We start from the raw sequence: 23,493 nt of genomic DNA on the forward strand, positions 1-23,493 counted from the left end.
CTAAGACGAGGCGGAAACGCGTAGTCGATGGGAACCACGTTAATATTCGTGGGCCTGGAGGTAGTGACGGATCACACAAGTTGTCCAATCTTATCGGATTGAACGGGCAGCGGAGTGGTTCCAGGAAATAGCTCCTCCTTATAGACCGTACCCGAAACCGACACTGGTGGTCTGGTAGAGTATACCAAGGCGCTTGAGAGAACTATGCTGAAGGAACTCGGCAAATTGCACGCGTAACTTCGGAAGAAGCGTGACCCTTTTCTGCGCAAGCAGAGGAGGGTGGCACAGACCAGGGGGTAGCGACTGTTTATCAAAAACACAGGGCTCTGCGAAGCCGCAAGGCGACGTATAGGGTCTGACGCCTGCCCGGTGCTGGAAGGTTAAGAGGAGGGGTGCAAGCTCTGAATCGAAGCCCCAGTAAACGGCGGCCGTAACTATAACGGTCCTAAGGTAGCGAAATTCCTTGTCGGGTAAGTTCCGACCTGCACGAATGGCGTAACGACTTCCCCGCTGTCTCCAGCATAGACTCAGTGAAATTGAATTCCCCGTGAAGATGCGGGGTTCCTGCGGTTAGACGGAAAGACCCCGTGCACCTTTACTATAGCTTTACATTGGCATTCGTAGTGGCATGTGTAGGATAGGTGGTAGGCTTTGAAACCTGGGCGCCAGCTCAGGTGGAGCCACCCTTGAAATACCACCCTTATCACTATGGATGTCTAACCGCGGCCCGTTATCCGGGTCCGGGACAATGTATGGTGGGTAGTTTGACTGGGGCGGTCGCCTCCTAAAGAGTAACGGAGGCGCGCGATGGTGGGCTCAGAACGGTCGGAAATCGTTCGCTGAGTGCAATGGCATAAGCCTGCCTGACTGCGAGACTGACAAGTCGAGCAGAGACGAAAGTCGGTCATAGTGATCCGGTGGTCCCGCGTGGAAGGGCCATCGCTCAACGGATAAAAGGTACGCCGGGGATAACAGGCTGATGACCCCCAAGAGTCCATATCGACGGGGTTGTTTGGCACCTCGATGTCGACTCATCGCATCCTGGGGCTGGAGCAGGTCCCAAGGGTATGGCTGTTCGCCATTTAAAGCGGTACGTGAGTTGGGTTCAGAACGTCGTGAGACAGTTCGGTCCCTATCTGCCGTGGGTGTAGGAATATTGAAAGGATCTGTCCCTAGTACGAGAGGACCGGGATGGACGGATCTCTGGTGGACCTGTTGTGGCGCCAGCCGCATAGCAGGGTAGCTATATCCGGACGGGATAACCGCTGAAGGCATCTAAGCGGGAAACCCACCTTAAAACGAGTATTCCCTGAGAACCGTGGAAGACGACCACGTTGATAGGCCGGGTGTGGAAGAGCGGCAACGCTTGAAGCTTACCGGTACTAATAGTTCGATCGGCTTGATCGTTCTCATTCCTTATGCCCATCGTGAAACACGATGGTCTGGCCAGCGCTCACGCATGAGCGGCCCTTACGGGCCTATGCTCCGCGAGGGCGCCGGACGACCGGCGACGCGCAGTCGCGCTTGCGGGCTTCGCCCGAAAGCAAACTGTGGATGTCGCTCAGGCACAAAAAGACAGGTGAAGAGCAACGAGCCAATAGTGAATAGGCATCCCCTATTCACTATTGCCTTCTGCCCAATCCCTAACCCAGCTTCTCGAATAACGTGCGTTTTGCCGACCTGGTGGTTATGGCGGAGCGGCTGCACCCGATCCCATTCCGAACTCGGCCGTGAAACGCTCCAGCGCTGATGGTACTTCGTCTCAAGACGCGGGAGAGTAGGTCGCTGCCAGGTCTGCCAAACGCACGTTAAACTCACATCCAATCGGATGGATGTGAAATCTTCTCTTCACGAACAAGGCCCGCCAACGGGACAACGGGCCGCGTAAGCGGCCCTTTCAATTTGGCGGCGCGAAGCAGGCAATCGCCCGCTTCCAAACATCGAAGCAGAAACACCTGCTTCCAGAAATCGAAGCAGAAAACACCTGCTTCCAGAGGTCGAAGCAAGCTCACGCTTGCTCATAGGTGGCGCGGGGTGGAGCAGCCCGGTAGCTCGTCAGGCTCATAACCTGAAGGTCACAGGTTCAAATCCTGTCCCCGCAACCAAATCAAAACAGCCCGGCTCACCCCGGGCTGTTCTTGTATCCGACTGATGGCCGCCCGCTGATTTGAGAACCCTCATCACAGGCCCAGCAAACACCCAAAGCCGACGCCCAAGGTCAAAAAGAAATCCAAGCCAAGCCAAGCCAAAGCGTTCAGCGGGCCACCGCACAAAAGGCAGACCTGTCGCCGAAGATAATCCAGCCAGCAAGCGATCGCGTCCGCAGTGTAAGCCGTCAATACTGCCGTCTCGACCAGAACCGGCGGGTGGGTTTGTCCCACCGCCGGCATAGGTGGTTCAACTCTTGATCTCGATCCGCTTTGCCTGCGCTTGCGCTCTCGCGGTCTTCGGCAATGTAACCGTCAGGACGCCGTTCCTGAAGCGCGCTTCGACATTGTCTTGCTCTACCTCGATGCCGAGCGGAATGCGGCGCTCGAAACGACCGTAATAGCGCTCGGAGAACTGGCGCTCCTTGTCCTCGGTCTCGGACCGCTTTTCGCCCTTCAGGGTCAGCACGTCGTCATCGAGCAGGACCTCGATGTCCTTTTCCTCCATGCCGGGCACTTCGGCCGTGACACGGACCTCCTTTCCAGTGTCGGAGATCTCGACGCTTGGCCAGCGTGCGCCGTCGGCGGCAACGGAAGACAAGGACGGCAGCCCCGAACCGAAACCACGGAAAACATCGTCGAAAAGACGGTTGACCTCGCGGTGCAACGACATGAACGGATCACGTTCGCCATCGCGCAAAAGGCTGGGCACCTGTCCGCGTTCCCGGCCAAAAGGAATGAGATCACGTACGCTCATTGTCTTTCTCCTCTTTGCTTGCGTCTCCACCACCGGGCGACCGGCGTCCGGTTGGTGGAAGCCCTGACCCGAATTGCCTCACGCGGCCTGTTTTTCCACTTGCACGGGCTTTGCCGCGGATTTTTCCTTGGCTTTGGCCATGCTGGTGCCGATCTCGATCTTGCGCGGTTTCATCTCTTCGGGAATCTCACGCTGAAGATCGACGGTCAGGAGACCGTTGACGAGGCCGGCGCCGGTCACCTTCACATGGTCGGCAAGTTCGAAGCGTCGCTCAAACGGCCGTCCGGCGATGCCGCGATGCAGGTATTCGCCATTGTCCTCTCCGGCACGCTCGCCGGCGATGACGAGCATGTTGGGTTCATGCACGATGCTCAATTCGTCTTGACCGAAGCCGGCTACCGCCATGGTGATGCGGTAGGCGTCGTCACCGGTCCTGGAGATGTCGTAGGGCGGCCAGTTGTCGACGTTCGCCGTGCGGCTGGCATTCTCCAGCAGGTCGAAAATGCGGTCGAAGCCTATGCTCGACCGATAGAGCGGTGAAAAGTCGAAAGCGGTTCTCATAGCCATATCCTCCTTCGCTGAGCAACATGGGTACGAGGAGTGCCAAGGATGCGGCACTCCTTGACCTGCCGGCCCTTCCGGCGCCGGCGGAATCGATCTGGGAACTGACGGGCGTGGCGTCAAGAGGCCTGATCGAACGTCTCGTCGAGATTCCGGCGGCCCTTGACGCGGCCTGAACGGCTGACCATCTCGATCACGGATGGACGGTCGCCGGTGACGCCATCCGATTGCTTACTCGCAAAAAGACGTCAAAAAACGGAGGAAGTGATGAACGATATTCGGTTTCCCCAGCCGATTACCCTCGAATTGTCGGACGCCCCACGCAAGGTCGCCAGCAGCTTCGAGGCTCTGGAATGCCTGGATCAACAATGGCCGAAATGGGCGCGCGGACCAAGCTGGCGCGCCGCCGGCCGTGCATGCCGTGATGCGCTGGATGGCTGGCGCAGCGGGCGTGCCGCCTACAAGGCCTTCTTGAAGGCGGCCAAGCGAGCCGGCCTGACGAGGGGCCGCTCCGCTTCGCCCCAGCAATTCCGTTCCGCGGCGATGTCAAGGACGGCCCAGCCGATGGCTGTCAGAGCAGGATGACACGAATCCCATCACTCATCCTGCTCGGGAACTCTGATTTTAGGTATGCTCAATCGAGCCTTTGAGCGCGCCGCGTTGCAGGCGACGCGCTTCAGGTTTTTTGATCCGCTCAATGTGATCCGCTCAATGGATGGCAACGATGCCGTCAACGGCGCGCCATTCCGACGGTGTGATTAGACGATGATGTGCGACGCGCACGGAATGCAGCGTGCCGTCCAGTTCGCTTTCCCAATAGCCAAGGAAGCCCTTCAGCTCCGGGAAATCGGGAGCGAGGTCGTATTCCTGCCAGACATAGAGCTGCAGCAGGTTGGGGTAGTCAGGCATATGATAGTGAATCTCGGCCGTGGTCAGGCCGTAGCCATCCATCTGCAGGCGGAATTCTCTGCTGACCGCAGTCACCATATGTTTCTCCTTTCGCTTACGACCTCATGCATTCATCCTGGCGAAGTCGTGCCGGAATTCATCCGGCGTGGACCGCGGCGCCGGCACGTCGATGTCGAGCTTGCACAAGGCCTCCATGACGTGGTCGAAGGAAACCGGCCGCTCGACTCCCGGCGGCAGGCGCAGTTCCGGCATCGACTCCACCGCGCAGGCATCCGAGGCCCAAGACGACAGGATCGCCCGCTTTTCCCAGAGGTCGAGCGCGTCGTCTTCCAATACCTCGTCAGGATGTTTGAAGTGCCTCGCCGGCGAAAGCAGCCGGTCAAGCGAGGTGTCGGGCGTGTCAGTCAGGGAAGGCATGATCGGCGAAAATTTCTGTCGGTCCATCGTTGTCCTCCGTCTGCAAAAACTCCTCGATAGCGTCCAGTTTCCGGCTGTGCTTCGGCAGCGCCGGCCAGGATAATCTTGTTGGCCCTCTACCAAAATTCAAGCGGTGAAATCGTCGACTTGGTGAGAATTCCTGCATGATAACAACGCGTTGGCACTCTCGTGCGACGAGTGCCAAAATTTTTGCGCCAACCTCTTGAAACCGGAAAATTCCAAAACTAGCTCGATATGCGCGCGCGATGCCTGAACAAGGGTCGCGGCACCTCGTGCCGGGCCGATATTGCCGGTCCGGCGCGGAGGAACCTCAAAAACTGTTTGTCCTTGAAGGAGAACGACATGACGTTCCGCCCATTGCACGACCGTATCCTGGTCCGCCGCATCGAAGCCGAGGAGAAAACGGCTGGCGGCATTATCATTCCCGACACAGCCAAGGAAAAGCCGCAGGAAGGCGAGGTGATCGCCGCCGGCCCCGGCGCCCGAAACGAAGCCGGGCAGCTACAGCCGCTCGACGTCAAGGTGGGTGACCGCATTCTGTTCGGCAAATGGTCCGGCACCGAGATCAAGCTCGGCGGCCAAGACCTGATCATCATGAAGGAAAGCGATGTGATGGGCGTGATCGAGCAGACCGCGACCGTGAAGAAGGCCGCCTGACGGCTTCTTGCCAAGTTATCAGTCAACGAAAGCTGCCTAAATTGAAGGAGTGATCCAATGGCTGCCAAGGAAGTGAAATTCCATACCGAAGCCCGCGAGAAGATGCTGCGCGGCGTCGACATTCTGGCCAATGCGGTGAAGGTGACGCTCGGTCCCAAAGGCCGCAACGTCGTTATCGATAAATCCTTCGGCGCGCCGCGCATCACCAAGGATGGTGTGACGGTGGCCAAGGAGATCGAACTGGAAGACAAGTTCGAAAACATGGGCGCGCAGATGGTGCGCGAAGTCGCTTCGAAGACCAACGACATCGCCGGCGACGGCACCACGACCGCGACCGTTCTGGCCCAAGCCATCGTCAAGGAAGGTGCCAAGGCCGTTGCCTCGGGCATGAATCCGATGGATTTGAAACGCGGCATCGACAAGGCCGTGGAGGCGGTCGTCGCCGAACTGAAGGCCAACGCTCGCAAGGTGACGAAAAACGATGAGATCGCCCAGGTCGGCACCATTTCGGCCAATGGCGATCCCGAGATCGGCCGGTTCCTCGCCGAGGCGATGGAGAAGGTCGGCAATGAAGGTGTCATCACGGTGGAGGAGGCCAAGACCGCCGAGACCGAACTGGAGGTGGTCGAAGGCATGCAGTTCGACCGCGGCTATCTCAGCCCGTACTTCATCACCAACCAGGACAAGATGCGCGTCGAGCTCGAAGAGCCCTACGTGCTGATCCACGAGAAGAAACTGTCCAACCTGCAAGCCATGCTCCCCGTCCTCGAGGCAGTCGTGCAGTCGGGCAAGCCGCTGCTGATCATCGCCGAGGATGTCGAGGGCGAGGCGCTCGCCACGCTGGTCGTGAACAAATTGCGCGGCGGCCTGAAGGTCGCGGCAGTCAAGGCGCCCGGCTTCGGCGATCGCCGCAAGGCGATGCTGGAGGATATCGCCATCCTCACCGGCGGCACGGCGATCAGCGAGGATCTCGGCATCAAGCTCGAGAACGTCACGCTGCAGATGCTGGGCCGCGCCAAGAAGGTGGTGATCGAAAAAGAAAACACCACCATCGTCGATGGCGTTGGCCGCAAGGAAGAGATCCAGGGCCGCATCGCCCAGATCAAAGCGCAGATCGAGGAGACTACCTCCGACTACGACCGCGAGAAACTGCAGGAGCGGCTGGCGAAGCTCGCCGGTGGCGTCGCCGTCATCCGTGTCGGCGGTTCGACGGAAGTCGAGGTGAAGGAGCGCAAGGACCGTGTCGACGACGCGCTGCATGCGACCCGTGCGGCGGTCGAGGAAGGCGTACTCCCGGGCGGCGGCGTCGCGTTGCTCCGGGCCGCCAAGGCGCTCGATGCCTTGCCGATCGACAATGCCGACCAGAGGACCGGTGTCGAGATCGTGCGGCGTGCGATCGAGACCCCGGTGCGCCAGATCGCGGAGAACGCCGGCGCCGAGGGCTCGATCATCGTCGGCAAGCTGCGTGAGAAGAGCGAGTTCGGCTGGGGCTGGAACGCCCAGACCAACGAGTTCGGCGATCTCTACGGTCAAGGCGTCATCGATCCGGCAAAGGTCGTGCGCACCGCGCTTCAGGATGCCGCTTCCGTCGCTGGCCTGCTGGTCACCACCGAGGCGATGGTGGCCGAGAAGCCAAAGAAGGAGGCCGCGACCCCTGCCATGCCCGCTGGCGCGGGCATGGACTTCTAGGACGCTGGGAGGCCGCCCGCTCCCACAAGTGGGAGCGGGCGCTTCCCGGGAAAGTTTGGAGAGAGACCACTATGACCGGCATCGGTTCGGTTTCGGCGCCCACGCATCCGGCAAACGAATTTCTCGCCTACGAGGCAGAATGCAGGAGCGTGCTGGGGCCATTGTTGATAAGCGTTCTCGACATGGCCGAGTCCGCAGGCTGGAGCCGCCGTACGGCGGCGTCGACGCTGATGTTCCTGGCCGCGCAGCATGTGTCGGCAGCCTCGGAAGGCTCCGGCGGCTCAACCAGGGATGGGGGACGCGATCATCTGAGCCCCACAGCGAATGATGGACCGATGTCCGGTTGGGAAGAGGACCGACATGATCGTGGGCCAATTGCGTGAATGCCTGAAAACGTTGAGGTGGAAAGCGGCAGATCTCGTCGACGAGCTTGGTTGCCCGCAAAGCCAGGTCGCCGCCTGGCTCGATGGGCGGGCGCGGCCGCCGCTTTCCGTCCTTGCCTGGCTCGAGGCGCTCGCCAAGGCGCATAAGGCGCTACCGGCGCCCGGCCGAGGCTCGCCGGTGCTCAAGCCAAGCCCGGTCGAGCCAGCCGAGATCAGGCTCGCGGCCGCCGGAAATCCGACGACACCGGCGCACCCGCCCTATCCGCGCCGACCTGTCTTCGCGCACCAGGCTGCCCGACATGCTTCGGTTCGTTTGCCATCGAATGGAAGGTTTAAATCATGGCACAGATGCGCTTTGAAGAACCCGTGACCATCTTGGTCGGAATGGGGCTTCCGGTGACGATCGAGACTGCGATGGAAGCATATGCCATGCTGCAGGACTGGCCCGTTGCCAGCCGGAACGGCGCCCATGCCGTCGCCCTCAACGCTTGCAAAGCCGGCATTGCCGGCGAGATCGATGCGGAAACCGTGCGGGCGACCTTGATCGCCTTCGCGCGCCGCAATGACATTCTGGTGCCGAATATGATCTCGCCTGCCAGTATCGCATCCGGTGGCCGCGCCGCGCGAGCGGATTGAGTATCTATTTGCGACCTATCGGTGAGCGCCCCGGCGATCCAAAATGATCGGCCCGTCAGCCTCGAGCTGGCGGGCTGTCTCGTCGCCTCAGGCCGTTTCGACGAGACGCGAGCGTTTCTTCTCGGCGGCCGCCAGCAACTCGACGAAGGCGCGGACCTTGGCTGGCCGGAACCGGGCCGGAGGGAAAACGGCATGGATGCCGCCGGCAGGCAACATCCAGTCGGCAAATACCGGCACGAGACGTCCCTCGGCGATATCGTCGCCGACACTGTAGTCGGGAAATACGCCCAATCCGATACCGGCGAGCACGCAGGCAAGAGCCGCCGGGCTCTTGTCGCACATGATGACCGGGTTGAGTTCGGTCAACACCGTTTCTCCCTCTCTTGAAAACAGCCATTGGCCGACGCCGCGCAGCTGGGCGTTGCCGACCCAGGCAAGCGATCTTGCCTGGCGCGGGGTGACATCGGGCGGCAGGCTTGCGGCGAAGGTCGTGTTCGCCACCACGACCTGCTGTATCGTGCCCAGGCGCCGCGCCTGATTGGACGAATCCGCAAGCCAGCCGACGCGGATGCCGAGGTCGATCTGCTCGTCCACCAGATTGCTGACGGCGTCATCGAAAATCGCCTCGACGCGCATATGCGGATAAGTTCGGAGATAGGCGGCCATGACCGGCGCAACGATCTTCGTGCCATAGTCGAGCGGCGCGGCCAGCCTCAGCATTCCCTTGGGTTCGACTGCCCCGTGCGAGATCTCGCCATAGGCCGCTTCGGCTTCGCGCAGGATGATCATCGCGCGGTCGTAGAAGAGGCGACCCTCCTCGGTCGGCGTGACACGCCGCGTCGTGCGCCGCATGAGCGTCGCGCCCAATTCCTGTTCAAGCCTGCCGACCTGGTGGCTGACCACGGCCTTGGCCACGCCAAGCCGGTCCGCCGCCGTGGTGAACGAGCCTGTCTCCATCACCGTGGTGAAATAGACAAGCCGATTGAGATTGAGGAGTTCGGTCACATGCTTTGTCTGATTAGATCAGACAGTTTGTATTATTGGGCACCATTTATTGCAAGACCATCACCTGCCACATGTAAGCCAAGACATTTGGCGGACGGGGCAGCTAATGCCACCGCAACGGAGACCGGGCGACCGTGGGCAATCCAGAAGTGACCTACCTTTTCGATCCGCTCTGCGGCTGGTGTTATGGCGCAAGCCCGATGCTCGAAAAACTGTCCGCCAGCGGCGTGCGCATCGAGCTCTTGCCGACCGGCCTGTTTTCGGGGGCAGGCGCCCGGCCGATGGATGGCGGTTTTGCCGCCCATGCCTGGGCGAACGACCAGCGCATCGAGCGCTTGACCGGACAGGTTTTCACGCAGGGCTATCGGGACAACGTGCTGAATGTTCGCGGCACGTTGCTGGATTCCCATGCCGCGACCCTCGCGATCACCGCGGCGGGCCTGGAAGATCCCGAGCGCCGGCTCGCCGCGCTGAAGGCGATCCAGAACGCGCGCTATGTCGATGGGCGCGATATCGTCACGGTCGGCGGTGTCGCCGAGGTTCTCGCCGCCGCCGGCATGGCCGATGCCGGTGAACTGGTGGAGGCGCCAACCGAAGGATTGCTGACAACTCACCGCGAACTGGTCGGCCGAGGCCGCCGCGCGCTGTTCCAGCGCCTGCATTCCAACGGCGTGCCTTCGCTCGCCATCATCAGCAACGATGCGCCGCGCCTCATCGGTTCGAACGCGCTGTTCGGCAGTTTCGACAATCTCCTCGCTCATATCGCGGCCGCGTGACCCCCAACCGACCTCCAACAAGGAATGGAAAAAGACATGGCAAAAGTCGCTCTCATCGGCGCATCGGGCGCAGTCGGTTCGCGCCTGCTCAAGGAACTCTCCGGCCGTGGCCACACAGTCACCGGCATCGCCCGCAATCCTGAAAAAATCGCGGCGCTGCCTGGCGTGACGGCCAGGAAGGGCGATGTCTTCGACATGGAAGGCCTGCCCAAGCTGATCCGCGGCCACGATGTGGTGATCAGTTCGGTGCATTTCCTCGACAGCGATGCCGACACGCTGATCGCCGCGGTGCGAGCCTCCGGCGTGAAGCGCTACCTGGTCGTCGGCGGTGCGGGCAGCCTTGAGGTCGCGCCCGGCAAGCGGCTGGTCGACACGCCCGAATTTCCCGACATCTACAAGGCCGAGGCGCAGAAGGGCGCCGACTTCCTCGCCAAGTTGAAGACCATCGATGACCTCGACTGGACGTTCCTGTCGCCGTCCGCCATGTTCATCCCGGGCGAGCGGACCGGCAAATTCCGCCTCGGCAAGGACACGCTTCTGGCTTCGGACAAGGGCAGCAGCATTTCCTTCGAGGATTACGCCATCGCGATGGTCGACGAGATCGAGAAGCCCGCCCACATAAAGCAGCGCTTCACCGTCGGTTATTGACTAGGCAGGCCTGGCCAGCTCGAAAACGAAACGGCTTTTCAATTTGGCGAGCCCAACTGCTTCCTGTCCACCAACGTTCTAAACGTCGCCCGTCATCATCGCTCGCAGCCATGCCGTGATGGCGTCGAAGTCGATCGGTTTCGTCGTGTCGACGTCGAAGAGCGGGCCGCGCCGCAGCGGTTCGGCACGCCTGGCGAGTTCGATCAGTTCGGGGATATAGGCCGCGCCTGGATGGCCGGCGGGACGCTGGCCGAGCCGGGCGCCATAGCGTTCGGCCAAAACCTCGCCCGGCGCGTGGCACCAGATTTCGAAAGTCTGTTCGACACCGGCATTCCTGAGATGATCCTCGAGCAGCTCGCGCGGCTGGAAACCGAACCAGGCGTCGACGATGAATGTGGAGCCCGCCGGGGCTTCGCCGACGACTGACCAGATCGCCTGATAGCTGGCCCGGCCGAGCGTGCGGTTGAAGGCGCGGTCGCCGCCGCCGAGCGCTTCGAGAAATGGATTCTTGATCGTATCGAGCGCAAGCAACGGCCATCCCATGCGGTCGGCGATGCCGCGCGACACCGTGCTCTTGCCGCTGGCCGGGATGCCGTTGACCAGCACGGCGCGCCTGGCCGCGCCGGCTTGCACAAAATGCCGGCCAAGAATCGGCGCTGTCGCCATGTCTGTTCCGGCCAGCGCCTGCAATCCCGCCCCGATCACGCCGGCGTCGTCGCCGAGCTGCGCCGGCTCGACCGGGCACTGGTACCACGGCGCCAGGGCCGGCGCGCGGCCGAGCGCCTTGTGTGCCGCCCAGCCAAGACCGCCGCCGAGCAGGACGACACCGGGGTCGAACATGGCGACGCTGGTATCGATGGCGGCACGCAAAGGCATTGCCCAGGCTTCGAGTGTAGCGCGCGCCTGGACGTCTCCGGCGGCGTCGCGGGCAAAGAGCTGGTCGACCGAAAGGTCGGGACGCAAGCCGGCGCGCGCGATGTGACGGCCAAGCGCGGTGCCTGAACTGGTGGTCTCGACACAACCGCGCCGGCCGCAGGCGCAGATCTCGCCATTGACGTCGACGGTGATGTGGCCAAGCTGCCCTGCCGTTGCCCGGCCACGCACGATCCGCCGATCTTGAGCGACGGCCCCGCCGATGCCGGTGCCGATGGTGAACATGGCGATGTCGTCGTGGCCCCGGCCGGCGCCGAGCGCCATCTCGGCGACCAGTGCCATGTTGCAGTCATTGTCGATGACGACGGGCTTGCCGGCCATGTCCTCCAGGCGCTGCGCCAGCGAGACGGAGGCCAGATTGACGTAGCCGCCGGACAGGACCGCGCGGCGGTGCGCGTCGACGCGACCGGGGACACCGATGCCGATGGCCGAAACCTCCGCTGTGTCAAGCCGGCGCACCATCCCGGCGATCCGCGAGAGCACAGCCTGCGGGTCTGGCGCGCTCTTTTCGGACAGACGTTCGAGGATTTCGCCGGTGCCCGAAATGCGGGCGGCCCGCAGATTGGTGCCGCCTATATCTATACCTATGCTGAGAGGCATGACGTCCTGCACGTGCCGGTGATCCAACGCAGATATCAGGCGGCGACCTTGCGCCGGTGATGCCCGATCACCGCCTGGATCTCATGCAATCGCGGCACCGCGATGGTCTTAAGCCTTTCGCGCTGAATGTCACGATCGAGCGAGATGCAGTCCTTCCACAGCGAGCGGCCGGCGATGACGCCGGAGGCGCCGTTCTGCATGGCAATCTCGACCTGGCCGAGGAAGGTGGCGTGGTTGACGCCGGCCGAAAGCACCGCCCACGGCACCTCGCCGGCCATTCTGGTGATGTTGGCGCAGGCTTCCGGCGTTCCGGGATACGGAAGCTTCAGCACCTTCGCCCCGCACTCCAGCGAGATCCTTGTGCCTTCCTCGACAAGCCACGGCGTCTTCGCCGCATAATCTTCCGAGCTTTCGCCTTCGAGCTGATAGGTCAGGAATTCGACGACGAGCAACAAATCTTCCTGCCCGAAATCGGCGATGCATTGGCGCAGGATGGCAATGTTGTGCTCATTCGCTTCGGGCTTGTCGGCCCGCAGATACACCATGATCTTGCCGCCCGTGCCACCCAGTTCGCGCACGCGGCGCGCATCGATGCCGGGGACAAGGCGCGACAGGCGATAGCCTTCAGGCGAGACGTCGAAACCCGAGGCGTCGAGGCCGATAAGCAGCGCGGTATCGCGGTTCAGCACGCCCTCCTCGACAACCCGCGGCACCGCGCAGAGCGGGTCGAGCAGCACGCAGGACGCAGCACTTGCAAGGTAGCGCGTTATGTCGGCCTTGGTGTCCCCGAGCATGTCGTTGGTGATCCTGGCCTGTTCGGCCGGATCCGACGCCAGCAAGGTGCGCATGCCGCCGCGCTGGTCGCAGGCGATGGCCAGCATGGCCCCGTCCTTGCCGCATATCTGCTGATAGCCGCGCAGCTCCGCGGTGGTCATCTTTGTCATGGTCTCTGTCCGATGTTGGCGCTCTCTGGCCGAGGGCGCGGATCCCGTGGAAACAAGAATGTTCAGTTTTTGCCCGCCTGCCGGCAGGGGAGAATTGCCGTCTTGATGCGCCGTCGATTGCCCGGAAAAGCACACCTTGCCGGCGCCTGGGCAGGACGGCCTCAAGTTGCGAGTTCGCCGGATTTGCGCGATAACTCCCATCGGCGTATACGTGTGTAACACGTTGCTGAAAGGAATTGCAAGCTGGCTGTCCCTCCCATCCAGGATGCGACCGCATCGCGCACGATGCTGCACACGGTCGCCAAACTGCATTACGAGGCGGAGATGTCGCAGGTCGATATCGCGCGGCAGCTTGGCGTCTCCACCGCGACCATATCGCGCCTCTTGCAGCGGGCACGGGCGGAAGGGATCGTCCGTATCGAGGTTCTCGACCTGGCGGGACCTGAGGAGATCACCGGACAGCTGATCGATAGGCTAGGCCTGCGTGACGCAGCGGTGGTCGAGACGCCGGCCGCAGGCGCGCTGACGGCGCTGGCCGGCCCGCTCGGCGGCATTCTCAAGCAGGCGCAATTGGTGGCCGGCTCCGTGGTCGCCATCGGCTGGGGGCGCGCGGTGCGCGAGGTGATCCGCGCCGGCCTGCCGCGCATTCCGGGCGTGCTGACCGTTGCCGCCACCGGCGGCATGCAGCAGCACGCGGCGCATTTTCAGGTCAACGAATTCGTCCGCCTCGCCGCCGAGGAGTTCGGCGGGATACCGCACTTCATTCATGCGCCCTATCTGCCTTCCAGTGAATTGCGTGAAGTCTTCCTTGGTGATGCCGCCATCAGCGATGCCGTCGCGCTGTGGGACAGGACCGATGTGGCGATCGTCGGCATCGGCCTGCCGCATGCCATCAATGCACCCGAGGCGAGCGCCGCCACGCCGAGCGAGCAGGCGCTGGTCCATGCGGCCGGCGATGTCCTTCGGCATTATTTCCATGCCGATGGCGCGCTGATCGCCTGGGAAGGAGAGGGCCGGATGATCGCTATGTCGCCGGCGCAGCTCCGCGCCGTGCCGCTGGTGATCGGTGTCGCGGCGTCGCCGGAAAAGGCGACGGCCATCATCGGCGCCGCTCGCGCTCAGCTGATCAACGCCGTGATAACGGATACGAAGACGGCGCAAGCCATCCTCGCTACCCTGCCGCCGCGATAGTGCCGCCCGCCGCCCCGCCGCCGCATTCCAGTTCGCGAGGGCGATTTTACGAAATCGGTTGTGCCGCCGAGAAGTCGAGGCAATAGTTCGGCGGGACTTTGTGGAGCAGTCGGATGTTGCGTGAAAAATCCGGCGTTGCGACCCGGAAAACCGAGTTGCAATTTATTTCTGCAAAGTGTTACAAGTTTGTGAACTTGGCGTGCAACGCATGCCGGGTGCCGTGGTTCTCTGACCTCGCGGAGGCGAGGACGTGACCGTGGCTATCGTGCCGGTCGGCTGGACCGGCTGACATATCGACTGGAGGGCGCTTGGGAGGAGCTGCCCGCGAAAAGCAAACAGGCGTTCCCGGCCGTCTTGTCCCAAGCGGACGACGGCCATTCGATGTCACTTGCAACGGCAGATCTGCCAACACAATGAGGAGGATGTCATGAAGAAGATCGTTGCCGCGCTTGCGGCTCTCGCCGTCAGCGCGACGGTGCTTATCGCGCCCGCGCAGGCGCAGGACAAGAAATACACCATCGCGCTCGTTCCGGGCCTGACCACCGACGGTTTCTACATCACCATGCGCAAGGGCGCCCAGGCCGCGGCCGACGCCCTTGGCGTGAACCTGGTCTTCCAGGGCGCTCCTGAGTTCAATCCGGTCACCCAGGTGCCGGTGCTCGACGCGGTCATCGCCAAGAAGCCGGACGCGATCCTGATCGCGCCTACCGACAAGGTCCAGCTGGTCGAGCCGCTGCGCAAGGCCAATGACGCAGGCATTCCGGTCATCACCGTGGATACGTTCATCGGCACCGGCGCCTATCAGACCGGAGCGGGTGACGCCGATTTCCCGCTGGCCTACATCGCTTCGGACAATGTGCTGGGCGGCGAAATCGCGGCGCGGGCGCTTGCCAAGGCCGTCGGCGACAAGGGCAAGGTCTACGTCTCCAACGTCAAGCCCGGCATCTCGACCACCGACCAGCGCGAGGAAGGCTTCAAGAAGGAGATGGCCAACCATCCCGGCATCACCGTTCTCGAGACCCAGTTCAATGACGACGACGCCAACAAGGCGGCCTCGCAGCTGCAGGCGGTGTTCGCGCGCAACCCCGACCTCGTCGGCGTGTTCGGCGCCAATCTGTTCTCGGCGCTGGGCGCCGCCAATGGCGTCAAGCAGGCAGGGCAGACGGGCACCGTCAAAGTGGTTGCCTTCGATGCTCCGACCAGCATCGTCGACAACATCAACACCGGCCTTGTGGATGTGGCGATCGCCCAGCATCCCGCAGAGATCGGCTATTTCGGCGTCGTCTCGGCCTATGCCCACCTGACCGGCCAATCCATCCCGGTCACGATCGGCACCGGCTTCACGATCATGGACAAGTCCAACATCGCCGATCCGAACATCTCGAAGTATCTCTACTCCGAGTAAGTCCGGACCAGCTTGGCTCTTCCCGGTGCGCCGGGAGGAGCCTGTGCCGGTCCCGCCAGGGCGGGACCTGTTTGAAGGCAGCCGCGCCGCGGAGTACTCATGACCTCGACATCACCAGCACAGCCAGCCGAGAAGCATGTCGCCCCCCAGGCTGACCACGGCGATCCCGCCAGGAGCTGGATCGCACGCATCGCCGAGGGGCGCGCCTGGCTGTTTCTCGCCGGCCTGATCATCTGTTTCGAGATCTGGTCGCGGAGCGCCTTCGGCGCCACTTTCGTGCTCAATCCGTTCAATCTTCAATCCATCGCGATCTTCGCCGTGGCGCCGCTGCTTTTGGCGACCGGGCAGACCTTCGTCATCATTTCAGGCGGCATCGACCTGTCGCTGGGCTTCATCATGGGCCTTGCGGCGGTCATCGCCGCGCATGCCACCAACATGGCGGGCGCCGCCATTCCGTTGCCGTTGGCCATGCTGGCCGGCATCCTTGCCGCGGTGATCGTGGCCGGCGTGCCCGGCGTCATCAACGGCTTGCTGATCTCGCGGCTCAGGGTCCCGCCCTTCATCGGCACGCTCGGCATGTTCGGCGTCGCCCGCGGTGTCGCCTTCCTGCTTGCCGGCGGCACGACGGTGCCGGTACAGAATTCCTGGTTCGCACTGCTCGGCAACGGCAAGTTCCATGGCGTGCCCTATCTGGTGATGATCGCCGCTGTCTTCGTCGTCGTGATGCACTATCTGCTCAGCCAGACCCGGTTCGGCCAGCACAATTACGCTATCGGCGCCAATGTGCAGGCCGCGCGCCGCGCCGGCATCGACATCAGGGGCCATATCCTGCGGCTTTATGTGCTGTCGGCAATGTGCGCCGGCCTTGGCGGCGCGCTCTATGCCGCGCGCTTCACGGCGGGGGCAGCGCAGGCCGGCGAACCGCTGCTGCTCGACAGCGTCGCGGCGGTGGTGATCGGCGGCGCCAGCCTGTTCGGCGGCTCCGGCACCATCTTCGGCACCGTCGCCGGCGCGCTGGTGATCGCGGTCATCCAATACGGGCTGGTCTTCGTCAATGTGGAGCCGTTCTGGCAGTTCATCGCCGTCGGCGTCGTCATCATCATTTCCGTTCTCATCGACCAGGCGCAGCGCCGGTTCAGTGGAGCCCGTCAGGATGAATAGCACCGAGCCCCTCCTCGAAGTCCGGAACCTTTCCAAGCACTTCGGTGCGGTACGGGCGCTCAACGATTTCTCCATGGCCGTGCGGCCGGGCGAAGTGGTGGCGCTTGCCGGCGACAATGGCGCCGGCAAGACGACCCTGATCAAGGCAATATCGGGCGTGTTCCAGCCGACGGGCGGAGAAATCCTGCTCAGAGGGCAGCCGGTGGCTTTCGCCACGCCGCAGGAGGCGCGCGAAAAGGGCATCGAGACGATCTACCAGGATCTCGCGCTGGCCGACAATCTGTCGATCGGTGCCAACATCTTCCTCGGCCGCGAACCGATGCGCAAGGCGTTCGGCTTCCTGCCGGTGCTCGACCGCAAGGCCATGGCAGAGGCCGCCAGGGAGACGATGAAGCGGCTGGACTTCCACGTCAGCCGGTTGAACGCGCCGGTCAGCAATTTCTCCGGCGGCCAGCGCCAGGCCGTGGCCATCGGCCGCGCCGTCTACTGGGATGCGCAGATCCTGATCATGGATGAACCGACGGCCGCGCTCGGCGTGCCGGAGCAGCGCAAGGTGATTTCGCTCATCCATCAGCTCAAGGCGCAAGGGCGCGGCGTGATCTTCATCTCGCATAATCTGCAGGACATCTTCGCCGTTTCCGATCGCATCGTCGTGCTGCGGCGTGGGATCCAGGCCGGCGAGCGCAAGATTTCCGAGACCAACCATGACGAGGTCGTCAGGCTGATGGTCGGCGGCTAAGGCCGTCAATTGCTAGCCGGCATCGCGGTTGGTCAGCGCGATATGGCAGCAGCCGCTGCCGTGGCCGGGCGTCCAGGTGACATTGTCGAAACGCACGCCGGTCGCTTCGAACAGGCCACGGTCGAAGGCGCCGGCGATGCGGCAGAGCGTGGCGAGCTTTTCCTCGCCGACGCCGGCCTCGACCCAGGCATCCTTGAGGGGGCAGCGTTTCACCTTGAAGGCGATGCGGTCGGGCCCGCGTTCGACATCGGTCGGATACATCCGGCCGTCATCCGGGCTGACCGACAGGAAAGCTTCGCCGATTGAGCGCGCGTCGTTGGGACCGAATGCGGCGAAGGCGGCTGCTGCCACTTCCTTGCCGCGCTGCTCGATGGTCCGGGTCATTATCGCCTCGGCTCTTTCGGCGCCCAGCTCTCCGGTCAACTCATCCAGGAACAGGCGATAGAGGTCGGCCCGGTTGCGGAATGCGGAATCGAGTTCGCGCGACAGTTTCTCGGCTCTGGCTTCGGGGTCGATCATGATGCTTCCTGCGTGGTTCTTCTGAGCTTTGGTGCGGCTGCCACGAGCGCCTTGCCGATAGCCGATCGCGGCGCATCGATGACGGCGCGGGCATCGCCGCTCTCGGCAATCCGCCCGCCGTCGAGAAGGATGACGCGGTGGGCGACGGCCCTGACGACGCCGAGATCATGCGAAATGAAGAGATAAGCGATCCGTTCCTGGCGTTGCAGGTCGAGCAAAAGATCGAGGATCTGTCCGCGCACCGAAACATCGAGTGCCGACACCGCTTCGTCGAGCACGATCAGCGAGGGTTTCGTGGCCATGGCGCGGGCAATCGCCACCCGCTGCCGCTGGCCGCCCGAGATTTCGTGGATGGCGCGAGAGGCGAGCTCCGCCGTAAGCCCGACGCGCTCCAGCAGGGCGGCGATACGGCGCGGGCGCTCGGAACGGGAGGCGAGCCCGTGGATACGCAAGGGATCGTCAAGCACGCGCGCCACCGTGGCGCGCGGATTGAAGGCGGCAAGCGGATCCTGGAACACCATCTGCAAGCGAGCGCGACGCGCACGCAAGCCGGCGCCGCCCAGAGCCAGGAAATCATGGCCTTCGAATTCGATCCGGCCGGCATCCGGCTCGATCAGCCGCAGCACCAGCCGCGCAATCGTCGACTTGCCGCTGCCGGAGGGTCCGGCCAGCGCCAGCGTCTCGCCGGGCCCGATTTCGAAGGAAACGTCGTCGACCGCGGTAACCGTCTTGCCGCCACGGCGGTAATGCCTGGTAAGGTTGGAAACCGCCAGCACAGGGGCGCTCATGCCATCATACCGTGGTGCAGCGGTTCGGCGTCGAGGCCGATAGGGCCTCGAGCAGCGCGCGCGTGTAGGCTTCAGTTGGCGCACCGACGATCTGCTGCGTGGCGCCAAGTTCGATCAATTCGCCATCCCGGAACACGGCAATGCGGTCGGCAAGCTCGGCGGCCAGCGCGATGTCGTGACTGATGAACAGCAGCGTCATGCCGTCTTCTGTCGCCAGCCGCCGGATCAGTGCGACGATCTCGGCCTGCACGATGGTGTCGAGCGCGCTGGTCGCCTCGTCGGCGATCAAAAGTCTCGGGCCGGCTGCGATCGCGGCTGCAATCGCCACACGCTGCTTCTGACCGCCGGACAGCTGATGCGGATAGGCGCGCAGGGCGGAGTCCGGGTCGGGCAGACGGACGCGTTCGAGCAGATCCTTCGCCTTGGCGTATGCCTGAGGCCATGTGAGACCGAGATGGGTTCGGGAGACTTCGGCGATCTGTTTGCCGACGGTCATGACAGGATCGAGGCTGGCGGACGGGTCTTGAAAGATGAAGCCGATATCGCGGCCGAGGAGGGGTGCCTTTTCGAGAAAACGGGAAGGTAGGCGTTCTGCCTTGGCACCCAACATCGACGGTCGCAAAACCCAATCGATACGTCCGTCAATCCTGGCGCTCGCCGGCAACAACCCCGCAATCGCCAAAGCCAGCGTACTTTTGCCCGAACCGCTTTCGCCGATGACGGCCAGCCGCTCGCCAGCCTTGATGTCGAGGCTGATGTCTCTCAGCGCCACCACCTCGCCGTCGTCACGGCGGTAGGTCACCGCGAGGTTGCGGATCGAAGCCAGCGCGGTCACGACAGGCCTCTTCGGACCGCCGTGGTTTCAACGATGCCTTCACCGGCGAGATAGACGCCGAGCACCGTCAGGACCAGTGCTATGCCGGGTACGATCGACAGGAAGGGCGCGGTGCGCAGCACGGCGCGGCCCTCAGCTATCATGCCGCCCCAGGTGACCCGATTGGGGTCGCCAAGGCCGAGGAAGGACAAAGCCGCCTCGGTGAGGATCGCCGCTGCCACGATCACCGAGGACAGCGCCAGCACCGGCGGCAAGGCATTGGGCAGCACCTCGCGAAAGGCGATTTCCAGCGGATGCATGCCGATGACGCGCGCGCCGGCAACGTAGTCGCGCTCGCGGATCGACAGCACTTCCGCGCGGGCCACGCGCGCGGGCCCGGTCCAGGTGCCGAGCGCTATTGCCGCCACGACGACGCCGAGCGAAGGGCCGACCACGCTGACGAAGGCCAGAGCCAGCAAAAAGCCCGGCACGGTCTGGAAGGCATCGGTGACGCGCATCAGCACCTCGTCGGTGAGGCCGCCGGCAAACCCGGCCACCGTGCCCACCACGGAGCCGATGGCCAGTGCGGCGGCCGCTGCCGCAAGGCCGACGGCAAGCGACGTGCGGGCGCCGTGGAAAAGCTCGGCCAGCACGTCGCGGCCGAGGCGATCCGTGCCGAGCGGCAGCGACCAGTCCTGGAAGGGCGGCAGCAGCGCCGGGCCGGCGATGGCTTGCGGGTCGCCCGGAAACAGCAGCGGCGCCGACAGGGCCATGGCGCACAATGCCGCCAGGAGTATGGCGCCGGCGACCGCCTCCGGCGTGCGCAGAAAGCGGCGGAGCGTGCTCATGTGCCGGCCTCGCTGGCGCCGACGCGCGGGTCGAGAAAGGCATAGGCGACATCGACGAGAAGATTGATGACGATGACCAGGACGGCGCTGACGAGAATGATGCCGAGCAGCAAGGGCGTGTCGCGCGCGGCCACTGCCTCCTGCGCCAGCCGACCCAGACCGGGCACGGCAAAAACACTCTCGATGACGACGCTACCGCCCAGCATCTGCGCCGACTGCAGGCCGAGCATCGTGACCAATGGCAGCAGCGCATTGCGGGCGACATGGGCAAGCACGATGCGGCGGCGCGACAAGCCCCTGGCGCGGGCGGCCAGCACAAAATCCTGCCGCCAGACCTCGGTCATGCCGGCACGCATCATCCGCAAATAGAGCGCCAGGTAGATGAAGCCGAGGGCTGAGACCGGCAGGACGAGATGGATGGCGATGTCGGCGGCGCGGTCGAGGCCGGCCTTGCCGGAGGCGATGGTCTCGATGCCGCCGATCGGCAGCCAGCGCAGGTCGACAGCGAAGACGACGATCAGCACCAGGCCGAGCCAGAAACCCGGCACCGCGTAGAGCGCCAGCGAACCGATGGAGAGAAAACGGTCGCGAAAACTGCCCGGCCTGGCGCCGGCATAGATGCCCAGCGCCGAGCCGAGGCCGAAGGAAAGCGCGGTGGCGCTGCCCATCAACCACAGCGTGGTCGGCAGGCGCTCGAGGATCACGTCGCGGATCGGCCGCGAAAAGGTGACGGACTGGCCGAGATCGAGATGCAGCAGCGCCCAGAGATAGTTGGCGAGCCGCGTCAGCTCCGACTGGTCGAGGCCCCAGCGATGGCGCAACAGCTCGATCATGCCGGCATCGCCGCCGGTAGAGACGATATAGGCATCGACCGCGTCGCCCGGGGCGGCCTCGAGCAGCAGGAACGTGCCGATGACGACGATCAAAAGCACGAAGACGCTGCCGACGAGGCGACGGCGGAGGAGCGTGAGGGCGCGGTTCATGCGGCCCTCGATGGGTTGGCGATACGTTGGTTAGGACCGCGCCTGGGCACCCCCCTCTGTCCTGCCGGACATCTCCCCCGCAAGGGGGGAGATTGGCTGTCATTTTTGGCTTCGCCAATCCCCAACATCGGAAAATTCGCGGGACAGACAAGTTGCCAATCTCCCCCCTTGAGGGGGAGATGTCCGGCAGGACAGAGGGGGGCCTCGTAGAACTCAACGCCTACGATGATTTCGCAAACGTTCATCCGCGAAATACTGTCACGATTCCAGATATGTGTCCGCCCAGTTCGATACCGCCCAGCGCGGATTGTTGGCGATGTTGCCGACCGTGTCGCGCGCGACGCTGATGAAGCTCCATTCGGCGACATTGATCAGCGGCAGGTCGGCGGCCACCTCTTTCTGGAACTCCTTGTAAAGATTGGTGCGGGCCGATGTATCGAGCGTCTCGGACGCCTTGGCGATGAGCGCGTCCAGCGCATCGTTCTTGTAGCCGCCCTGGTTGGAGAACGGCACGCCGTCCGGAATGCCGCTCTGCACCAGGATGGTGGTCGAGATCGCCGGGTCGCCGCGGAACACCGGCGGGCCGACGGCGAGGTCGAAAGCGTGGTCGGTGTAGACGGCCTTGATATGCGCGGCGGAATCGTTGTTGACGAGCTGGGCGTCGATGCCGATGGCGGCGAGCGCCTGGCGCAGATAGTCGCCGAACTGCTTGGTTTCGTTGAAATAGGGAGCCGGCAACAGTTTCAGCGAAAAGCGCTTGCCGTCGGCGCCCTTCTTGTAACCCGCCTCGTCGAGCAGCGCATTGGCCTTGGCGACGTCGAAGGCATAGGTCGGGACGTCGGCGGTATAGAACTGCGGGTCGTTCTTCGGCACCGGGCCGGTGGCGGTGGCGGCATAGCCGAGGAACACCGTCTTGACGACGAAATCCTTGTCGATGGCATGCGCGATCGCCTGGCGCACCTTCAGGTCGGCGAGCTCCTTGCGACGATGATTGATCTCGACGACGAGCTGGTAGGTCAGTCCCTCATAGCCCTTGGTGATCACCTTCAGGCCCGGCACTTTCGAGATGCGGTCAAGATCGGCCAGCGGCACGGCGGAGAAGGCGGCGAGCTGGATCTCTCCTGCTTCCAGCGCGCTCGCCGCCGAAGTGCGGTCGGGCAGCACCTGGTAGATGATCTCATCGAGATAGGGCTCGCCCTTGCCCCAATAATCCGTGTTCTTCGTCAGCCGGTAGTATTGGCCGGCCTTGTATTCGGCGAACTTGAACGGGCCGGTGCCGATGGGCGCGTTGTTGGCCGGGTTGTCCTCGATCTTGCCAACTTCGTAAACGTGCTTCGGCACCACGCTGCTCAGCGCCGGCAGAGCGTTGCGGATCAGCTGGAAGGGCGTCGGCTTGGCGAATTTGAACACGGCGGTCAATTCATCAGGGGTATCTACCGCGGCCAGATCCTTGAACACGGTGCGGCCGAGATTCTGCAGCGGCTTCCAGATCTGCAGCGCCGAGAAGGCGACGTCGGCCGAAGTAAACGGCTTGCCGTCATGCCATTTGACCCCTTCGCGCAGTTTGAAGGTCGCCGACAGCCCGTCGGCGGCGCCTTCCCAACTGACCGCCAGGCGTGGTGCAAGCCCGTCCTTGCCATCGAAGGAGGCTTCGGCCAGCGTTTCGACGATCTTGCTGGAGATGAAGAAGACGCCGTTGGAGGCGACGATGGCCGGGTTGAGGTTGCGCGGCTCGGAATCGGCGGCGAGCACCAGGCGGCCACCCTTCTTCGGCGTCTGCGCCGAGCTCAAGGTCGGCATCGCGGTGGAGGCCAGAAGCATGGCAGAGCCCGCAAGCACCGTGCGGCGTGAAATCCTGAACTCCGGCATCATCCTATTCCCCCCTCTATCTCATATCTTGCACGGAGGCCTTTCGGGCGTTTCCATGCACGTTTGATTATGGGCCTTGCCGTGGCTTTCGCC

24 protein-coding genes, 1 tRNA gene, 2 rRNA genes and 1 pseudogene (1 of these 28 only partly in view) are annotated in these 23,493 nt (G+C 63.4%); 15 read left to right on the forward strand and 13 right to left on the reverse strand.

Annotated elements, in window-relative coordinates; all coding sequences use genetic code 11:
• The 3 genes from FJ443_RS16455 to FJ443_RS16465 all read left to right on the forward strand — a co-directional run.
• A 23S ribosomal RNA gene (locus FJ443_RS16455) occupies positions 1 to 1,407 on the forward strand (it extends 1,404 nt beyond the left edge of the window).
• A 272-nt stretch (positions 1,408 to 1,679) separates the two neighbouring features.
• Positions 1,680 to 1,794: ribosomal RNA gene (rrf, locus tag FJ443_RS16460) — 5S ribosomal RNA — on the forward strand.
• Between the two features lie 234 nt (positions 1,795 to 2,028).
• Positions 2,029 to 2,105: transfer RNA gene (locus FJ443_RS16465), tRNA-Met, on the forward strand.
• A gap of 292 nt (positions 2,106 to 2,397) precedes the next feature.
• On the opposite strand, the gene FJ443_RS16470 is transcribed toward FJ443_RS16465, so the two are convergent.
• Together FJ443_RS16470 and FJ443_RS16475 are read right to left on the reverse strand one after the other, a co-directional pair.
• Positions 2,398 to 2,904 carry an Hsp20/alpha crystallin family protein gene (locus tag FJ443_RS16470; protein WP_140584074.1) on the reverse strand — a complete coding sequence of 169 codons (507 nt, stop codon included), beginning with the start codon at positions 2,902 to 2,904 and terminating at the stop codon, positions 2,398 to 2,400.
• Between the two features lie 78 nt (positions 2,905 to 2,982).
• Complete coding sequence (locus tag FJ443_RS16475) at positions 2,983 to 3,465, reverse strand: Hsp20 family protein (protein ID WP_140500457.1); 483 nt, start codon at positions 3,463 to 3,465, stop codon at positions 2,983 to 2,985.
• A gap of 26 nt (positions 3,466 to 3,491) precedes the next feature.
• Between FJ443_RS16475 and FJ443_RS31180 the strand changes: the two genes are divergently transcribed.
• Together FJ443_RS31180 and FJ443_RS16480 are read left to right on the forward strand one after the other, a co-directional pair.
• Positions 3,492 to 3,641 carry a hypothetical protein gene (locus FJ443_RS31180; RefSeq protein ID WP_181165362.1) on the forward strand — a complete coding sequence of 50 codons (150 nt, stop codon included), beginning with the start codon at positions 3,492 to 3,494 and terminating at the stop codon, positions 3,639 to 3,641.
• A 91-nt stretch (positions 3,642 to 3,732) separates the two neighbouring features.
• A complete protein-coding gene (locus tag FJ443_RS16480) occupies positions 3,733 to 4,050 on the forward strand; it encodes a DUF982 domain-containing protein (protein WP_140500455.1) in 318 nt (105 codons plus the stop codon).
• A gap of 123 nt (positions 4,051 to 4,173) precedes the next feature.
• Here FJ443_RS16480 and FJ443_RS16485 read toward each other — a convergent pair whose 3' ends face one another.
• Positions 4,174 to 4,452, reverse strand: a complete 279-nt coding sequence (locus FJ443_RS16485) for an usg protein (protein ID WP_140500453.1) — start codon at positions 4,450 to 4,452, stop codon at positions 4,174 to 4,176.
• A 24-nt stretch (positions 4,453 to 4,476) separates the two neighbouring features.
• Positions 4,477 to 4,818: a hypothetical protein gene (locus FJ443_RS16490; RefSeq protein ID WP_224518916.1), complete on the reverse strand. Its 342-nt coding sequence runs from the start codon at positions 4,816 to 4,818 to the stop codon at positions 4,477 to 4,479.
• A 336-nt stretch (positions 4,819 to 5,154) separates the two neighbouring features.
• Between FJ443_RS16490 and FJ443_RS16495 the strand changes: the two genes are divergently transcribed.
• From FJ443_RS16495 to FJ443_RS16510, 4 genes are all read left to right on the forward strand, one after another.
• Positions 5,155 to 5,469 carry a co-chaperone GroES gene (locus FJ443_RS16495; protein WP_140513826.1) on the forward strand — a complete coding sequence of 105 codons (315 nt, stop codon included), beginning with the start codon at positions 5,155 to 5,157 and terminating at the stop codon, positions 5,467 to 5,469.
• Between the two features lie 57 nt (positions 5,470 to 5,526).
• On the forward strand, positions 5,527 to 7,158 hold the full coding sequence (groL, locus tag FJ443_RS16500) for a chaperonin GroEL (RefSeq protein ID WP_140513825.1): 1,632 nt from the start codon (positions 5,527 to 5,529) through the stop codon (positions 7,156 to 7,158).
• A 71-nt stretch (positions 7,159 to 7,229) separates the two neighbouring features.
• Positions 7,230 to 7,541: a hypothetical protein gene (locus tag FJ443_RS16505; protein ID WP_246681221.1), complete on the forward strand. Its 312-nt coding sequence runs from the start codon at positions 7,230 to 7,232 to the stop codon at positions 7,539 to 7,541.
• Positions 7,542 to 7,907: 366 nt separating this feature from the next.
• On the forward strand, positions 7,908 to 8,177 hold the full coding sequence (locus FJ443_RS16510; protein ID WP_348641934.1) for a DUF982 domain-containing protein: 270 nt from the start codon (positions 7,908 to 7,910) through the stop codon (positions 8,175 to 8,177).
• Between the two features lie 87 nt (positions 8,178 to 8,264).
• On the opposite strand, the gene FJ443_RS16515 is transcribed toward FJ443_RS16510, so the two are convergent.
• Positions 8,265 to 9,182, reverse strand: coding sequence for a LysR family transcriptional regulator (locus tag FJ443_RS16515; protein ID WP_140664889.1), 918 nt, complete (start codon positions 9,180 to 9,182; stop codon positions 8,265 to 8,267).
• A 134-nt stretch (positions 9,183 to 9,316) separates the two neighbouring features.
• Between FJ443_RS16515 and FJ443_RS16520 the strand changes: the two genes are divergently transcribed.
• Together FJ443_RS16520 and FJ443_RS16525 are read left to right on the forward strand one after the other, a co-directional pair.
• Positions 9,317 to 9,958 carry a DsbA family protein gene (locus FJ443_RS16520; RefSeq protein ID WP_140664891.1) on the forward strand — a complete coding sequence of 214 codons (642 nt, stop codon included), beginning with the start codon at positions 9,317 to 9,319 and terminating at the stop codon, positions 9,956 to 9,958.
• A 36-nt stretch (positions 9,959 to 9,994) separates the two neighbouring features.
• Entirely contained in the window at positions 9,995 to 10,606 is a 612-nt protein-coding gene (locus FJ443_RS16525; RefSeq protein WP_140664894.1) for an NAD(P)-dependent oxidoreductase, read from the forward strand.
• A gap of 78 nt (positions 10,607 to 10,684) precedes the next feature.
• Here FJ443_RS16525 and FJ443_RS16530 read toward each other — a convergent pair whose 3' ends face one another.
• Both FJ443_RS16530 and FJ443_RS16535 read right to left on the reverse strand, forming a co-directional pair.
• Positions 10,685 to 12,139 (reverse strand): ROK family protein, encoded by a 1,455-nt coding sequence (locus FJ443_RS16530; protein ID WP_140664897.1) that lies wholly within the window; start codon positions 12,137 to 12,139, stop codon positions 10,685 to 10,687.
• Between the two features lie 35 nt (positions 12,140 to 12,174).
• A complete protein-coding gene (locus FJ443_RS16535) occupies positions 12,175 to 13,083 on the reverse strand; it encodes a tagatose-bisphosphate aldolase (protein WP_140664899.1) in 909 nt (302 codons plus the stop codon).
• 285 nt (positions 13,084 to 13,368) lie between these two features.
• Here FJ443_RS16535 and FJ443_RS16540 point away from each other — a divergent pair, with 285 nt between their 5' ends.
• From FJ443_RS16540 to FJ443_RS16555, 4 genes are all read left to right on the forward strand, one after another.
• The gene (locus FJ443_RS16540; protein ID WP_140664902.1) at positions 13,369 to 14,274 is read left to right on the forward strand and encodes a sugar-binding domain-containing protein; all 906 of its coding nucleotides are present in this window, start codon (positions 13,369 to 13,371) and stop codon (positions 14,272 to 14,274) included.
• Between the two features lie 427 nt (positions 14,275 to 14,701).
• On the forward strand, positions 14,702 to 15,679 hold the full coding sequence (locus FJ443_RS16545; protein WP_140500438.1) for an ABC transporter substrate-binding protein: 978 nt from the start codon (positions 14,702 to 14,704) through the stop codon (positions 15,677 to 15,679).
• A gap of 99 nt (positions 15,680 to 15,778) precedes the next feature.
• Positions 15,779 to 16,840: a ribose ABC transporter gene (locus tag FJ443_RS16550; RefSeq protein WP_140500436.1), complete on the forward strand. Its 1,062-nt coding sequence runs from the start codon at positions 15,779 to 15,781 to the stop codon at positions 16,838 to 16,840.
• Positions 16,833 to 17,579, forward strand: a complete 747-nt coding sequence (locus tag FJ443_RS16555; RefSeq protein WP_140500435.1) for an ATP-binding cassette domain-containing protein — start codon at positions 16,833 to 16,835, stop codon at positions 17,577 to 17,579. Before FJ443_RS16550 ends, FJ443_RS16555 begins: the two co-directional genes overlap by 8 nt.
• Before the next feature lie 12 nt (positions 17,580 to 17,591).
• Here FJ443_RS16555 and FJ443_RS16560 read toward each other — a convergent pair whose 3' ends face one another.
• The 6 genes and pseudogenes from FJ443_RS16560 to FJ443_RS16590 all read right to left on the reverse strand — a co-directional run bounded on the left by FJ443_RS16560 (position 17,592) and on the right by FJ443_RS16590 (position 23,400).
• Entirely contained in the window at positions 17,592 to 18,098 is a 507-nt protein-coding gene (locus tag FJ443_RS16560) for an L-2-amino-thiazoline-4-carboxylic acid hydrolase (RefSeq protein WP_140500433.1), read from the reverse strand.
• Positions 18,095 to 18,886 carry an ATP-binding cassette domain-containing protein gene (locus FJ443_RS16565; protein ID WP_140664905.1) on the reverse strand — a complete coding sequence of 264 codons (792 nt, stop codon included), beginning with the start codon at positions 18,884 to 18,886 and terminating at the stop codon, positions 18,095 to 18,097. The genes FJ443_RS16560 and FJ443_RS16565 overlap by 4 nt, the downstream gene beginning before the upstream one ends.
• Positions 18,883 to 19,721, reverse strand: a pseudogene (locus FJ443_RS16570) (ABC transporter ATP-binding protein). The gene FJ443_RS16565 and the pseudogene FJ443_RS16570 overlap by 4 nt, the downstream one beginning before the upstream one ends.
• Positions 19,718 to 20,548, reverse strand: coding sequence for an ABC transporter permease (locus FJ443_RS16575; protein ID WP_140664907.1), 831 nt, complete (start codon positions 20,546 to 20,548; stop codon positions 19,718 to 19,720). Before FJ443_RS16575 ends, FJ443_RS16570 begins: the two are co-directional and overlap by 4 nt.
• Complete coding sequence (locus tag FJ443_RS16580; protein WP_140500427.1) at positions 20,545 to 21,531, reverse strand: ABC transporter permease; 987 nt, start codon at positions 21,529 to 21,531, stop codon at positions 20,545 to 20,547. The genes FJ443_RS16575 and FJ443_RS16580 overlap by 4 nt, the downstream gene beginning before the upstream one ends.
• Before the next feature lie 258 nt (positions 21,532 to 21,789).
• Complete coding sequence (locus FJ443_RS16590; protein ID WP_140664910.1) at positions 21,790 to 23,400, reverse strand: ABC transporter substrate-binding protein; 1,611 nt, start codon at positions 23,398 to 23,400, stop codon at positions 21,790 to 21,792.
• Positions 23,401 to 23,493 lie beyond the last annotated feature (93 nt).

The sequence above is a fragment of the Mesorhizobium sp. B2-6-1 genome (assembly GCF_006440475.1).
Classification (GTDB): Bacteria; Pseudomonadota; Alphaproteobacteria; order Rhizobiales; family Rhizobiaceae; genus Mesorhizobium.